The sequence below is a fragment of the Proteus sp. G2674 genome (genome assembly GCF_009915195.1).
Lineage (GTDB): Bacteria > Pseudomonadota > Gammaproteobacteria > Enterobacterales > Enterobacteriaceae > Proteus > Proteus mirabilis.
The window spans coordinates 92939-108545 of the sequence record NZ_JAABLS010000042.1 but is presented as its reverse complement, the minus strand read 5'-3'; the positions used below and the strand labels follow the sequence as shown (position 1 = coordinate 108545).

Here is a 15607-nt window from a genome sequence, read left to right as displayed (position 1 = left end):
GAAAATTCCCCCACAAAGCTATTTATCGCAAGATAAATTCGCTTGAACTAGGGTGTTACCACTGCTGATATTAAAAGAGCACAATCTTTCATGTCTCAGTAGAGTAAAACACAAAACTGTAATACATACAGTAATCAGCCCAATAAGGGCAAGCTTAGTCATTTCTCTTGACACTCCTTGTTAAAGGAGACAGAATCAAGTTGTTGTGGACTTGAGACTGCCTCGAATTTTATGTAAATAGAATTCGGGGCTTTCGTCTTTTTGGTCCTTGCAAATGCTTGAACCAAAATGATCCAAGCACCCGCCTGTATACTAACAGAAAATAGCCGTGTGTCTCTGTTTATTTTGCTAAAATAAAGCTAAAAAGATTTGTTAAATCAATGGGTTATTTTGTTTTATGAGCGGGGTTTATAATGTGTTTTTTGATTTATCAAGCATTATAAAAAAACGCCAGTGATATGAACTGGCGTTTTTATAATTTATTGAAGTGAATTCAATAATTAGGCATTTTCTTGTTGGCTTGCTTGAATTGCAGTTAATGCAACAGTGTAGACGATATCATCGACTAACGCGCCACGAGAAAGATCGTTAACGGGTTTACGCATACCTTGTAACATTGGTCCAATGGAAACCAAGTCAGCTGAACGTTGTACTGCTTTATAGGTAGTGTTACCGGTGTTTAGATCAGGGAAGATAAACACAGTTGCTTTACCCGCAACAGGTGAGTTTGGTGCTTTAGATTTAGCAACGTCAGCCATTACAGCCGCATCATATTGTAAAGGACCATCAATAATCAGGTCTGGACGTTTTTCTTGTGCTAAACGAGTTGCTTCTCGCACTTTTTCAACGTCACTGCCAGCACCTGAGTTACCTGTAGAGTAAGAGATCATCGCAACGCGTGGGTCGATACCAAACGCTTTTGCTGAGTCTGCAGATTGAATAGCGATTTCAGCCAGTTGTTCTGCAGTTGGATCTGGGTTAATTGCGCAGTCACCATAAACATAGACTTGTTCTGGTAGTAGCATAAAGAACACAGAAGACACTAATGAGCTACCGGGTGCAGTTTTAATTAACTGTAGTGGTGGGCGAATAGTGTTAGCGGTTGTATGAACAGCGCCAGAAACAAGACCATCAACGACGCCTTTTTCTAACATTAAGGTACCGAGAACAACGTTATCTTCTAACTGTTCACGAGCAACAACTTCTGTCATACCTTTGTTTTTACGCAGTTCAACTAAGCGAGGTACATAAATTTCACGTACTTCTTTAGGATTGACGAGTTCAATACCTGTACCTAATTCAACACCTTGTGCTGCAGCAACACGACGAATTTCTTCAGGATCACCTAACAGTACACAGGTTGCGATACCACGTTCAGCACAAATAGACGCGGCTTTAACGGTACGAGGTTCATCACCTTCAGGTAATACGATGCGTTTTTTCGCCTTACGAGCTAATTCCGTTAATTGATAACGGAATGCTGGTGGTGATAAACGATTAGGACGTTCAGAGTTTGCTGTCAGTGAATCAATCCATTGGTTATTGATATGTTGAGCAACATAGTTCTGAATTTTTTCGATACGCTCATGGTCATCTGCTGGCACTTCTAAGCTAAAGCTTTGCAGATTTAATGAAGTCTGCCAAGTGTTTGAATTAACCATAAAGATAGGTAAACCAGTTTCAAATGCACGCTCACACAATTGTTTAATTGGTGCATCGATTTGGTAACCACCTGTGAGTAAGATAGCACCGATTTCAACGCCATTCATTGCAGCAAGACATGCTGAAACTAACACATCTGGGCGATCGGCAGAAGTGACAAGCAATGAACCTGGACGGAAATGCTCTAACATATGTGGAATACTACGAGCACAGAAAGTCACAGACTTAATACGACGAGTTTCAATATCACCTTTATTGACGATAGTCGCATTTAAGTGTTTTGCCATATCTGTAGCACGAGTAGCGATTAAATCGAAGTTCCATGGAATGCAACCCAATAAAGGAAGTGGGCTATTTTTTTCGATGGTATTTAAATCGATATTAGAGATAATCGCTTTGCTTGAGTCATCAAAAATTTCTGATAAATCAGGGCGAGTACGACCTTGATCATCCACAGGGGCATTTAATTTATTAACAATCACACCTGTGATATTTTGATTTTTTACACCACCAAATTCAGCACGAGCAAATTCAATGCGCTCTTTTAACTGCTCAGCGGTGTTGTTGCCTAATGCAGTAACGAAAACAATTTCAGCACCTAATGTTTTGGCAATCTCATAGTTTAAAGATTGTGCAAAAGGGTGCTTACGCATTGGCACTAAGCCTTCAATCAGTACAACTTCTGCATCAGCAGTATTTTCGTGATATCTAGCAACAATTTCTTCCATCAGAACATCTTTTTTATTGGAGCTGAGTAATGACTCAACGTAATCCATATTTAAAGGTTCTGCGGATTGAATTGTGGAGTGAGAGCGGATAATCGCAGTGGTTTGATCTAATGCGCCTTTAACACGAGGCTGTGCGATAGGTTTGAATACACTAAGGCGAACGCCTTTTTGTTCCATAGAACGGATTACACCCAAGCTGACGCTGGTTAAACCTACGCGTGTATCAGTTGGGACTAGCATAATTGTACGGGACACGGAAACCTCTTTAAATATCGGTTGCTCGTTATGTGAAACAGTACTGCCAGCATAACACTGGCAGTACATCAAAAAACTTAAGCGGTCAGGCGGCTAGCATCCTGAGCGATAACTAACTCTTCGTTAGTTGGGATAACAACAGCAAGACGGCTGTTATCGGTAGTGATGGTGCCTGATTTACCGAAACGTGCATCTAAGTTACGCTGATGATCAACTTCAAAACCTAATAGAGCGAGTTTTTTCAGTGATAATTCACGAACCATTGCTGCATTTTCACCGATACCACCAGTGAAGATAATGGCATCTAAACGACCTTCCATCAGTGCACAATAAGAACCGATGTATTTCGCTAAGCGATGGCAGTAAACGTCCATTGCACGTTTAGCATCAGCTTTTGTTTCGTAGTTATCTTCAACATAACGGCAGTCACTAGTAACTTCCGTTAAACCTAATAAACCAGATTCTTTAGTGAGCAGTTTATTAATATCTTCAACGCTCATACCTAAAGTATCATGTAAATGGAACACGATAGCAGGATCGATATCACCACTACGAGTACCCATGACTAAACCTTCTAATGGTGTTAAACCCATAGAAGTATCAACACATTTACCGTTAACAATAGCAGAAACAGAACCACCATTACCTAAATGGCAAGTGATTACGTTCAGTTCATCAACAGGTTTATTTAACATTTTAGCTGCTTCACGAGAAACAAAGAAATGGCTAGTTCCGTGAGCACCGTAACGGCGGATGCTGTGATCTTTATATAAGCTGTATGGCAGAGCATACAGATAAGCTTCTTCTGGCATTGTTTGGTGGAATGCAGTGTCAAATACTGCCACCATTTTATTAATTAAATGAGGGAAGGCTTTACGCGCTTCTTCAATACCAATAAGGTGAGCTGGGTTATGTAATGGGGCAAATGGAATAGCCGCCTCAATACCTTTGATGACTTCGTCAGTAATGACGACAGATTTAGTAAATTTCTCGCCACCGTGAACAATACGATGACCAATTGCTGCGATTTGTTGTGAAAGTTCTGGTTTTTCAGCCAGAATAGTATTAACAATAAAGTTTAATGCTTCGCTGTGGGCAGCACCAGCGCCTAAAGCCGCTTCATGTTTCTGACCATCCATTTTCCACTTCAGGCGGGCTTCAGGAAGGTTGAAGCACTCAGCCAAGCCTGAAAGGAATTCTTCACCATTTTCTGGGTTAATAATTGCAAACTTAAGAGAAGAACTACCGCAGTTCAGTACCAGCACCAGCTTACTTGACATGGAATTACCTATTTATCTTGTTGTCGTAGTGTCTTTTATATTATAAAGACGATGGTTAATAAAACGTCACTCATAAAAGCCTATCGCATTACTATGATGACATTAATGATACGCATCATGCTTAGGGTAAAAAACTTGATGCTAATTATAGTTGCCAATCATCAATTGGACGATTTTTATTCACCCCGAAATTTTTGCCCGAAAATCGGCGAAAAGGGTTGAAAATCACGCCGGCAAACAAAATATAGCGCTTTATTGCCACAAACCTTTAGAATGAGCACAGGATACAGAGTAAAGGCAACAAAGACAAAATATACTTAATTCTACTAAAAGATTTTTATTCTTTATAGATGTTTTTTAAAAGTTATAGAAAAAATTGATTGAGGTCATTATGAACGAACCGACAGTGACTCCCCCAGGTTTCTTCAAAAAGTTACGCCTAGGGAACGAGTATCTAAAAACCTGGCCGGTTGAGAAGCAATTAGCCCCAGTTTTTCCTGAAAATAGAATGATAAAAGCAACGCGTTTTGGTATACGTTATATGCCTCCTATCGCTATTTTTACATTGACCTGGCAAATTGCATTAGGTGGTGATTTGGGGCCGGCGATCACTACTGCACTTTTTGCCTGTAGCCTGCCAATGCAAGGATTATGGTGGTTAGGAAAACGCGCTGCAACGCCATTACCCGCTGTGTTACTCAATTGGTTTTATGAAATTCGTGAAAAATTTGAGCAAGCGGGTATTGCATTAGCCCCAGTAGAAAAGACGCCAACCTATCTCTCATTAGCGCATTTGCTTAAACGTGCTTTTAAGCAACTTGATCGCTCTTTTCTTGATGATGTGTAGAACATTTGTTCTACCTTCTTCATGGGTTATTTAATGGATTAAAATTACCCCTGTTTAGATCAAAAAACGTGTTGTTAGCACTACTCAAGTGTTTTGATTAATGCCATGCTCTCTCCAATAATTTCTTTGGAGAATTAATGATGGAAATGACACACGCACAACGCTTGATCCTCTCTAATCAATATAAAATGATGACCATGATGGATCCTGATAACGCTGAACGTTATCGTCGCTATCAGACAATTATTGAACGTGGTTATGGATTACAATTACGTGAATTAGACCGCGATTTTGATGAGATGTCAGAAGAGACCTGCCGAACCATTATTAACATCATGGAAATGTACCATGCATTGCAAGTTTCTCGAGAAAATTTAAAATCACCAGAAATGCCGGATGCTCGTCGAGTGGCATTTATGGGCTTTGATGCAGCAACAGAATCTCGTTATCTTAGTTATGTACGCTTTATGGTCAATACTGAAGGGCGATATACGCATTTTGATAGTGGTAGTCATGGTTTTAACTCTCAAACGCCTATGTGGGAGAAATACCAAAGAATGCTGGCTGTTTGGTTAGCCTGTCCACGTCAATATCACCTAAGCAGTGTTGAGATCCAACAAATACTGAATGCGTAATTATTAACGCATCACGATAAGGTAGGCATAAAATATGACAATCACCTGTAAAGGCTTTCTTTTTGATTTAGATGGTACATTAGTTGATTCATTGCCTGTTGTTGAATACTGTTGGGCACTATTTGGTGAGCGAGTAGGGGTATCAACACAAGAAATTAATAACTATATCCATGGAAAGCCGGCCATTGAGTCGATTCGCCATTTTATGCCTAATGCTACGCAAGCACAGATTGAAGAGACTTTTCGTTGGCTAGAAAAGTTAGAAGCGACACAAACAGAAGGATTAGCCCCTCTTCCGGGGGCTATCGAACTCATTAATCGCTTAAACGACTTAGCGATCCCTTGGGCAATTGTCACCTCAGGCACAGTACCAATTGCCTCTACTCGTCAGTCAGTTACAGGTATTCCTGAGCCTAAACATTGGGTGACGGCAGAATGTATCACTCAAGGGAAACCCAACCCTGAGCCTTATCTTTTAGGGGCAAAAAAATTAGGCTTGGCTCCCGAAGAGTGTGTGGTTTTTGAAGATGCTGCTGCAGGTATTTATTCTGGTTTAGATGCCGGGTGTCAGGTTATTGCCGTACATGCTCCGATTTCCCTTCCTCGTCGTAATGAAATTGATTTAATCATTGATTCATTAAATGATTTACAAATTGACAAAGAAAATCAGCAAGTCGTTATTAAGCATAAATGTTAATCATTTATTTGATCATATAACGAGATTTATATTGGTAAAAATGGTCTACTTATCAATGCAGTGAATTGACGTATTAATCTGTTTTCACTTATTGCTGATCGAGGCCATTTTGAATAGCGAATTATTATGGGTTTTAAGCCTGCTATTGATAGCTATTGTCCTTTTTACGACCAACAAAATCCGCATGGATGTGGTCGCTTTACTTGTCATCGTCGCTTTTGTTCTTAGCGGCACACTCTCATTAAATGAAGCCACGGTAGGATTTAGCGATCCGAACGTATTACTGATTGCGGCCCTTTTTGTTATTGGGGAAGGATTAGTAAGAACAGGTGTGGCATATCAAATGGGAGATTGGCTAGTACGAGTTGCGGGTAGTAGCGAAGTAAAAATGCTGGTGCTATTAATGATCTGTGTTGCAAGTTTAGGGGCTTTTATGAGCTCGACAGGGGTGGTGGCTATTTTTATTCCTGTGGTGCTCAGTGTGGCGGCACGGATGAAAACTTCTCCCAGTCGATTAATGATGCCTCTTGGCTTTGCGGGGTTAATTAGTGGTTTAATGACCCTAGTTGCGACACCGCCTAATATGGTGGTTAATAGTGAATTAGTTAGGGAAGGGCTACCCAGTTTTCAGTTTTTCTCTATTACCCCAATAGGGATCGCTGTATTAATTGCGGGTGTATTATATATGCTGGTGGTACGTCGTTGGTTAGGTTCAAGTGAAGGGGGTAAGCAAAAAGAGGTTTATCGTCGTACTTTTCGTGATCTTATCCGTGATTACCAATTAGCAGGGCGTGCACGTCGCTTAGCCATACGTAAAGGCTCACCACTGATAGGTCACTCTCTAGATGAATTACATTTACGCTCTCGCTATGGAGCAAACGTTGTCGGTATTGAACGCTGGAGGCGTTTTCGGCGTGTTATGGTCAGTGCGACGGGAGGCACTGAATTAAGAGAGCGAGATGTCCTATTAGTGGATATGTCAGCAAGTGAGGTAGATTTACGAGAGTTCTGTCGTGAACAAATGTTAGAGCCGATGGTGTTACGTGGAGAGTATTTTTCTGAGCAATCTCGTGATGTGGGATTAGCGGAAGTCTCTATGAACCCTGACTCAGAATTATTAGGAAAATCATTAAGAGAAATCAAATTCCGTACACGTTATGGGCTAAACGTTGTGGCTATTCGCCGTGAAGGGAGTGCTTTACCGGGGAAAATTGTTGATGAGCCATTACGTCTGGGAGATGTGTTACTGGTTATTGGTGATTGGAAATTAATTCGTATACTTTCGACAAAACCGCGTAATTTTATTGTATTAAATTTAGCGGCTGAAATTGATACTGTTGCACCGGCCTCATCGCAAGCACCACATGCACTTTTTTCATTAGCATTAATGGTTGCATTAATGGTGACCAATGAAGTACCTAACTTTATTGCCGCGTTAATTGCTTGCTTATTGATGGGAAAATTTCGCTGTATAGATATGGAAAGTGCTTATCGTTCTATTCATTGGCCAAGTATAATCTTGATTGTCGGGATGATGCCTTTTGCGGCTGCATTGCAAAAAACTGGGGGTATCGAGCTTATCGTTAATGGACTTATGGATGTAGCAGGGAATGCTGGGCCACAGGTTATGTTAGTCTGTTTATTTGTACTTTGTGCCACTATTGGTTTATTTATCTCTAATACGGCAACGGCGGTGTTAATGGCACCGATTGCAATAGCAGCGGCCCATCAAATGAATGTCTCTCCGTTACCTTTTGCAATGGTTATTGGTGTTGCTGCATCGGCGGCGTTTATGACACCTGTATCATCCCCGGTTAATACCCTGATCCTTGAGCCTGGTGGTTATAAATTTGCTGATTTTATTAAAATAGGGGTGCCTTTTACCATCATTGTGATGTTGATTAGCGTTTTCTTAATACCGCTATTATTCCCATTTTAATCGGTTATCTTTTGCAAAAACGCCGTTTAGTTTCATTTATTATAACGGCGTTTTTGCTACTTACTCACTGATCTCATCTAGCGATAAACTAAAGCCTGGTACAAACACTTTCATAAAATAGTCCATCTCAGGGCTATGTCTTTCTGCTAACGTTTTTTCTAAACGATTTTTGGCCAAATTAAATTCGCTATTACCCGCAGCTAACTCTTCAAGGCATTTTAAATAGGCACATAAACTATCAGCTTGTTTGACAATAAAAGTTTCTTCCTCACTATGTAATTGCTCATCGATAAGAGGGCGAAAATCTTCTTGTAACTCTTCGGGTAACATTTCAATCAATTTTTGCTGAGCATATTTTTCTATTTTTTTATATTCATGAGCAATTTGTGGATTGTGGTATTTAATAGGAGTTGGCATATCACCGGTGATAACCTCACTGGCATCATGATACATTGCTTGTAGTGCAATACGCTCGGCGTTGACATTGCCATCAAATTTACGATTTTTAATCACCGCTAATGCATGGGCAACAAAAGCCACTTGTAAACTATGCTCAGAGACATTTTCTTGGCGAATATTACGCATCAGAGGCCAGCGTGTAATTAGCTTTAAACGAGAAAGGTGGGCAAAAAAGTAACTCATAATATCTCCCAATAGCGTGATTGAAGAGATTATTGTGAGTGGATAGACACTAGATGTAAACGGTGATCAGTAAGAAAATAAAAAAACGCAATATAACCTCAGTGATATTGCGTTTTATCTTTATTAATAATAACTATTGGTGATAGCCGACAATAAAACGACCAAATTTTTGAATCGCCATCTCTAAATCATTCTCACGAGGGAGTGTCACAATACGGAAATGATCAGGGTGAGGCCAGTTAAATGCAGTACCTTGCACTAATAAGACTTTTTCTTGTAATAGTAAATCGAGGATCATTTTTTGGTCATCTTTAATACTATAACGATTTAAGTCTATTTTAGGGAACATATACAGCGCTCCCATTGGTTTAACGCAAGAAACCCCTGGAATTTGATTGATAAGCTCCCATGCGCGGTTGCGTTGCTCGTATAAACGGCCTCCGGGTAGAATAAATTCACTGATACTTTGATAGCCACCCAATGCCGTTTGGATCGCGTGTTGCATCGGCACGTTGGCACATAAGCGCATAGATGCCAGCATATTTAAGCCTTCAATATAGCCTTTTGCTTGTTTTTTCGGGCCATTAAGTACCATCCAACCTTGGCGGAATCCTGCGACGCGATAGGTTTTTGATAAACCGTTAAAGGTAACAGTTAATAAATCAGGTGCCATTGCGGCGATAGAGTGATGTTGGGCATCATCATAAAGAATTTTGTCATAAATTTCGTCAGCAAAAATAATCAAATTGTGTTGACGGGCAATTTCAACAATTTCCAGCAAAATCTCTTTGCTATATACCGCGCCGGTTGGATTGTTAGGGTTTATAATCACAATACCGCGCGTTCTGGGGGAGATTTTACGACGGATATCATCTAAATCAGGAAACCAACCTTGTTGCTCATCACACATGTAATGAACAGCATTACCCCCAGAAAGAGAAACCGCAGCGGTCCATAATGGGTAATCAGGCGCTGGAACTAGCATTTCATCGCCATCATTTAATAATGCTTGCATAGCTTGTACGATAAGCTCTGAAACACCGTTACCAATATAGATATCTTCAACAGTTACATCACGCATATCACGTGCTTGGTAATGTTGCATGATGGCTTTACGTGCTGAAAAAAGCCCTTTAGAGTCGCTATAGCCTTGGGAGCTAGGTAGGTTACGAATAACATCTACTAAGATTTCATCTGGCGCTTCAAAACCGAAAGGTGCTGGGTTACCAATATTGAGTTTTAATACTTTATTACCTTCTTCTTCCAGACGTTTTGCTTCTTGCAAAACCGGTCCTCGAATGTCATAACAAACATGGTCGAGTTTACTTGATTTTTTTATTTGATTCATAGCACGTTTACCTAATCGGGTATGACTTTATCTACATAGCGACATTTATATTTCTCATACACATCTCGGAAAGATATAAATGAAAAGGCTGTCCCAGCAAATTAACTGTTCTATCACTCTACTCTTACACTACAAACTTTTGAAGATGCTAGATAATTTTTGGTGTAAAAGGTCAGTTTATTCTAAAGAACTTATTTTGATGGCTGAAAGTATCACTTAATCTGGTGGTATGTTCTTATTTTGAATAAAAATCAAAAATATTATGCTGGTGAAGAGAGGGTTTTTAGTGCGTTTTTTAACAATAACCAGATGTGAGAGGGAAGTTGATAAGATGTTGCATAATCAATTATTGAATAATTTTATCGGATTTGTATTATCTTACTTAATATATTAAATTTTCAAATAATATGGTTAAATCTATTTTTATTCATATCAATCAAATAGTTTTTATATAAATTAAATTGAAATCTTAAATATATTTTATAAGGGTGGATACTTAAAATAGCATACACAGTTAAGGTAATTTAAATTATTTTAAAAATGTTAAAATTTATGTATTCCTAGAGAGCATTGTATGATCTACATCTAACTTGTAATGATGGTATACAGTTCTTTCTTGTAGATCCTTAGAATGATAATAAAATTTAATTTGTTACAAAAAAATGCAGTTGCTTGCGAACTAGGAGGTGTAAACGACAACAAACAAATGTAAAGTATTCAGTATGTCTTTGCTCTCTTTTTCAGAGTAAGGTACTGTCTGAATCGGAAGTCCAATTTAGACTTTTGATAAAAAACACCAGGTATATGTAATTTAAAAATCAAAAATAAGTGAAGAATAAACAATGATTAATGCAAATCGTCCGATAATGAATCTCGACCTCGATCTGCTTAGAACGTTTGTTGCTGTAGCAGATTTGAATACTTTTGCAGCCGCCGCGGCCGCTGTATGTCGAACTCAATCTGCAGTCAGTCAGCAGATGCAACGTTTAGAGCAATTAGTCGGCAGAGAACTCTTTGCCCGTCATGGTCGTAATAAACTGTTAACAGAGCATGGCTTACAATTATTAGGCTATGCACGTCAAATTCTCCGTGCTAATGATGATGCAACTGCTTCATTAACATATAGCGATGCTGAAGGTGAGTTACGTATTGGTGCATCTGATGACTCCGTCGATACACTATTACCATTTTTGTTAAATCGTATCGCATCAGTATATCCACGTTTAGCGGTTGATGTGCGTATTAAGCGTTCTCAATTTATTGAGACTATGCTTGATAACCACGAAATCGACTTAGCATTAACCACTGCACGTATTGGACATCATCCACGCACAGCGTTACGTACAGCACCTGTTTTGTGGCATTGTGCCCCTGATTTCCAATTACAAATGAATGAGCCTATTCCTTTAGTGGTCATGGACGAAACTAACCCATTCCGTCAGTTGGCAACAAATACACTAGATGACGCAGGTATTCAATGGCGTATTGCGTATGAAGCGGCTTCTTTATCTGCCGTTCGTGCTGCTGTAAATGCCGAAGTGGGGATCACAGCTCGTCCATTAGAAATGCAAAATGCTGATTTACGTATATTAGGCGAAAGCGAAGGGTTACCTCGTTTGCCTGAGACTCAGTACTGGTTATATCGTAATTTTGATGAGCAAAACGAAGCTGTATTAACGGTATTCAATGCCATCGAAAATAAGAAAACGCCTTATACTGTCACTTCAGTTGAAGAAGCGCATTCTTTAGATTTAGAGTAAGGCGCAGAGTGATATTGTTATCATGATTATTTGGATAACCCATATTAACGGTTAAAAATAGTCAAACGAAACAATAAAGTGATATATCACAATCAACGGAAACAGGTGCTATAAACGCATTTGTTTCCGTTTTTTTATGCTTTATTTTTAAATAGTCACATTGGTTTAATATTTATAGAGATTAATGTATATCACAGTGTGATCCACCTCTCTTTTCCCGCTCAGTCGCTTTGTTAAAAAATTGTATGCAGTTGTGATGGGTTACACGCTTGTAGAAATTGTTAACAAATAAAAGGTTTGTCTAGGTTTTCAGGGAATAAATAGTCAAATGAAAACGGATATTTGACCTTCTCCACATTATTGGAAAGTTAATTTGTTAAAATTTGGATAAAATTTAAACTGATTATGTATTTTTTCGACTATTTTGTGAGTTTGATCAAAAAAATAAGGCACATTTGCCTATATAGAGTCAGGTTTTTCCTGAGATACTGGTGTAGTAAAATCGAATTATCGGTTAGACTAAGCGTGTTAGCAGAAAATTTGTAGGTTGACTGACACGTTTTAGCATTGGCCAGTAATTGGGTGTTAAAAATGAGTGTTAAATTTGTTAAGAAGCGACGGAAAACTGAGTGAGTTATCACAATGTTTTCCTTAAAAGAAGAAAGGTTTAAATAGATTGTTATCATTTATTTAATTAGCAAGTCTGTTGTTTTACCTTTTTTTTCGTATTAATAAATGTGGTGTAAACCGCCGGATAAGAGTTGGTTAATTGACACCACCTTTGATGAGTAAGCAATGAGTATGTCTACGACCACCGAAGTTATCGCCCACTATTGGGCATTTGCTGTCTTCTTAATAGGCGCATTGGGGTTATGTTCGCTCATGTTGCTGGGTGCCCGCTATTTAGGCGGCCGTGCACAAGCAAGGGCTAAACATGTTCCTTATGAATCTGGCCTTGATTCCGTTGGCAGCGCTCGTCTGCGCATGTCAGCTAAATTCTATTTAGTTGCCATGTTTTTCGTAATTTTCGATGTTGAAGCACTGTTTCTTTATGCTTGGGCCGTTTCCGTACGTGAAGTGGGCTGGTTAGGCTTTATTGAAGCAGCTGTCTTTATCGCAATTTTATTAGCTGGATTATTCTATTTGGTTCGTATTGGTGCATTAAATTGGACACCAGTTCGCTCTCGCCGTGAAACCGCGGGTAAAAGCCATGTCAGATTAACCAGCGGCAAACATCCGCAGCAGTAATAAGCGAGGCATTAAAAATGGATTATACGCTCACCCGCATAGATCCGAACGGTGAGAATGACCGTTATCCCCTGCAATCACAGGAAATTGTCAGTGACCCGTTAGATGCTCACGTTCATCGCAGCGTGTATATGGGAAAACTGGAACATGCGTTACATGACGTTGTGAACTGGGGCAGAAAAAACTCTTTATGGCCATATAATTTTGGTCTTTCCTGTTGTTACGTTGAAATGGTGACGTCATTTACTGCGGTCCATGACGTAGCGCGTTTTGGTTCTGAAGTATTACGTGCTTCCCCTCGTCAAGCTGACTTTATGGTGGTTGCAGGAACCTGCTTTACAAAGATGGCGCCCGTTATTCAGCGTTTATACGATCAGATGCTAGAGCCTAAGTGGGTTATTTCCATGGGAGCTTGCGCTAACTCTGGTGGTATGTATGACATCTATTCGGTAGTGCAAGGTGTCGATAAATTCATTCCTGTTGATGTGTATATCCCAGGATGCCCACCTCGTCCAGAAGCTTATATGCAAGCATTGATGTTATTACAAGAGTCCATTGGTAAAGAACGTCGCCCATTATCTTGGGTGGTGGGCGACCAAGGCGTTTACCGTGCCAATATGCAGTCAGAACGAGAAAGAAAACACGGTGAGCGGATCGCAGTAAAAAATCTGCGTACTCCAGACGAAATTTAAAGGCTTTTGCCTAAGACGTAACCAGAGCAATGTGTTGCGATCATAGTAACCCTGATCAAAGTTGTGGTGAATAGAAATGACCGATCAGATAGCGCAAAATAGCGCACGGCCAGCGTGGGAAACCAGCGATCATATTGATGATCAGGTGGTTAACGAACTGCGTCAGAAATTTGGGCCAGATGCGTTTACATTCCAGCCGACTCGTACTGGCATGCCAGTGGTATGGGTTAAGCGGGAACAACTTATTGAGGTTATGCAATACCTCAAATCTTTACCAAAACCATATGTCATGCTGTACGACTTGCATGGCGTTGATGAGCGTGTCCGCACGCATCGTCAAGGCTTGCCGGCAGCTGATTTTTCCGTTTTCTATCATCTGATATCACTCGATCGTAATAAAGATATCATGCTGAAAGTCGCATTAAGTGAAAAAGATCTTAATCTACCGACTCTCACTTCTATCTTTCCGAACTCGAATTGGTATGAGCGTGAAGTGTGGGATATGTTTGGGATCGTCTTTAACGGACACCCTAATCTACGCCGTATTATGATGTTGCCGAATTGGGAAGGTCATCCACTGCGTAAAGATTATCCCGCTCGTGCGACAGAATTTGATCCTTATGTGCTGACTAAGCAGAAAGAGGATCTGGAAATGGAATCACTGACCTTTAAACCAGAAGAGTGGGGAATGAAACGCGGTACTGAGAATGAGGACTTTATGTTCTTAAACCTCGGTCCTAATCACCCATCTTCTCACGGTGCATTCCGTATTATTTTGCAACTTGATGGCGAAGAAATCGTCAACTGTGTACCTGATGTTGGTTATCACCATCGTGGTGCAGAGAAAATGGGCGAGCGTCAATCATGGCATAGTTATATTCCTTATACCGACCGAATTGAATACCTTGGTGGTTGTGTTAACGAAATGCCTTATGTACTGGCGGTGGAAAAGCTTGCCGGTATTGAAGTACCTGAGCGCGTTAAAGTCATTCGTGTCATGCTGTCTGAGCTATTTCGTATTAATAGCCATTTACTGTATATCAGTACCTTTATCCAAGATGTTGGTGCGATGACACCGGTATTCTTTGCCTTTACTGATCGTCAAAAAGTTTACGATATTGTGGAAGCAATTACCGGTTTCCGTATGCATCCGGCATGGTTCCGTATCGGTGGTGTTGCTCACGATTTACCAAAAGGGTGGGAACGCTTACTACGTGAATTCTTAGATTGGATGCCAAAACGTCTTGATTCTTACGTTAAAGCCGCCTTGCAAAACAGCATTTTAAAAGGCCGTACCATTGGTGTTGCCTCTTATAACGCTAAAGAAGCGTTAGATTGGGGGGTAACGGGTGCCGGGCTTCGTGCTACAGGGGTTGAGTTTGATGTGCGTAAATGGCGTCCATACTCAGGGTATGAAAACTTTGAGTTTGAAATTCCAGTAGCAAGCAATGGTGACTGTTACGATCGTGTCATGCTGAAAGTCGAAGAATTACGTCAAAGCTTACGTATTCTCGAGCAGTGTTATAAAAATATGCCAGCAGGGCCATTTAAAGCCGACCATCCACTGACGACTCCGCCACCAAAAGAGCGCACATTACAGCATATTGAAACCATGATTAACCACTTCTTACAGGTTTCATGGGGCCCTGTTATGCCTGCGAATGAATCATTCCAGATGGTGGAAGCCACTAAAGGGATCAACAGCTATTATTTAACCAGTGATGGCAGCACGATGAGCTATCGTACGCGTATTCGTACGCCAAGTTTTGCTCACCTGCAACAAATCCCAGCGGTTATCCGCGGTAGTCTGGTTTCTGACTTGATTGTCTATCTGGGAAGTATCGATTTTGTAATGTCGGATGTGGATCGTTAAT

General features: G+C 40.2%; 13 protein-coding genes. 8 read left to right on the top strand and 5 right to left on the bottom strand.

The window, feature by feature from the left end; translation table 11 throughout:
* Positions 1 to 18: 18 nt before the first annotated feature.
* The 3 genes from GWI58_RS17225 to ackA all read right to left on the bottom strand — a co-directional run bounded on the left by GWI58_RS17225 (position 19) and on the right by ackA (position 3925).
* Positions 19 to 162, bottom strand: coding sequence for a Hok/Gef family protein (locus tag GWI58_RS17225; protein ID WP_004247166.1), 144 nt, complete (start codon positions 160 to 162; stop codon positions 19 to 21).
* Positions 163 to 500: 338 nt separating this feature from the next.
* A complete protein-coding gene (gene pta / locus GWI58_RS17220; protein ID WP_017827864.1) occupies positions 501 to 2645 on the bottom strand; it encodes a phosphate acetyltransferase in 2145 nt (714 codons plus the stop codon).
* A 77-nt stretch (positions 2646 to 2722) separates the two neighbouring features.
* A complete protein-coding gene (gene ackA / locus GWI58_RS17215) occupies positions 2723 to 3925 on the bottom strand; it encodes an acetate kinase (RefSeq protein ID WP_004243716.1) in 1203 nt (400 codons plus the stop codon).
* A 391-nt stretch (positions 3926 to 4316) separates the two neighbouring features.
* On the opposite strand from ackA, the gene yfbV reads away from it, so the two are divergent.
* The 4 genes from yfbV (at position 4317) to GWI58_RS17195 (ending at position 8043) form a co-directional block, all read left to right on the top strand.
* On the top strand, positions 4317 to 4772 hold the full coding sequence (yfbV, locus tag GWI58_RS17210) for a terminus macrodomain insulation protein YfbV (RefSeq protein WP_004243712.1): 456 nt from the start codon (positions 4317 to 4319) through the stop codon (positions 4770 to 4772).
* 140 nt (positions 4773 to 4912) lie between these two features.
* Positions 4913 to 5407, top strand: a complete 495-nt coding sequence (locus tag GWI58_RS17205; RefSeq protein ID WP_023843594.1) for a YfbU family protein — start codon at positions 4913 to 4915, stop codon at positions 5405 to 5407.
* 34 nt (positions 5408 to 5441) lie between these two features.
* The gene (locus GWI58_RS17200; protein WP_012368105.1) at positions 5442 to 6104 is read left to right on the top strand and encodes a sugar phosphatase; all 663 of its coding nucleotides are present in this window, start codon (positions 5442 to 5444) and stop codon (positions 6102 to 6104) included.
* Positions 6105 to 6213: 109 nt separating this feature from the next.
* A complete protein-coding gene (locus GWI58_RS17195; protein ID WP_036895279.1) occupies positions 6214 to 8043 on the top strand; it encodes an SLC13 family permease in 1830 nt (609 codons plus the stop codon).
* A gap of 60 nt (positions 8044 to 8103) precedes the next feature.
* Here the strand turns inward: GWI58_RS17195 and yfbR are convergent, their stop codons facing one another.
* Complete coding sequence (gene yfbR, locus GWI58_RS17190; RefSeq protein ID WP_004243705.1) at positions 8104 to 8685, bottom strand: 5'-deoxynucleotidase; 582 nt, start codon at positions 8683 to 8685, stop codon at positions 8104 to 8106.
* A gap of 133 nt (positions 8686 to 8818) precedes the next feature.
* Positions 8819 to 10033, bottom strand: a complete 1215-nt coding sequence (locus GWI58_RS17185; RefSeq protein WP_004243704.1) for a pyridoxal phosphate-dependent aminotransferase — start codon at positions 10031 to 10033, stop codon at positions 8819 to 8821.
* Positions 10034 to 10875: 842 nt separating this feature from the next.
* Between GWI58_RS17185 and hexA the strand changes: the two genes are divergently transcribed.
* The 4 genes from hexA (at position 10876) to nuoC (ending at position 15606) form a co-directional block, all read left to right on the top strand.
* Positions 10876 to 11793 carry a transcriptional regulator HexA gene (gene hexA / locus GWI58_RS17180; protein WP_004243703.1) on the top strand — a complete coding sequence of 306 codons (918 nt, stop codon included), beginning with the start codon at positions 10876 to 10878 and terminating at the stop codon, positions 11791 to 11793.
* Between the two features lie 795 nt (positions 11794 to 12588).
* Positions 12589 to 13041 (top strand): NADH-quinone oxidoreductase subunit A, encoded by a 453-nt coding sequence (locus GWI58_RS17170; RefSeq protein WP_004243698.1) that lies wholly within the window; start codon positions 12589 to 12591, stop codon positions 13039 to 13041.
* 17 nt (positions 13042 to 13058) lie between these two features.
* Positions 13059 to 13733 carry a NuoB/complex I 20 kDa subunit family protein gene (locus GWI58_RS17165; protein WP_004243697.1) on the top strand — a complete coding sequence of 225 codons (675 nt, stop codon included), beginning with the start codon at positions 13059 to 13061 and terminating at the stop codon, positions 13731 to 13733.
* 76 nt (positions 13734 to 13809) lie between these two features.
* Complete coding sequence (nuoC, locus tag GWI58_RS17160; RefSeq protein WP_004243696.1) at positions 13810 to 15606, top strand: NADH-quinone oxidoreductase subunit C/D; 1797 nt, start codon at positions 13810 to 13812, stop codon at positions 15604 to 15606.
* Position 15607: the final 1 nt, after the last annotated feature.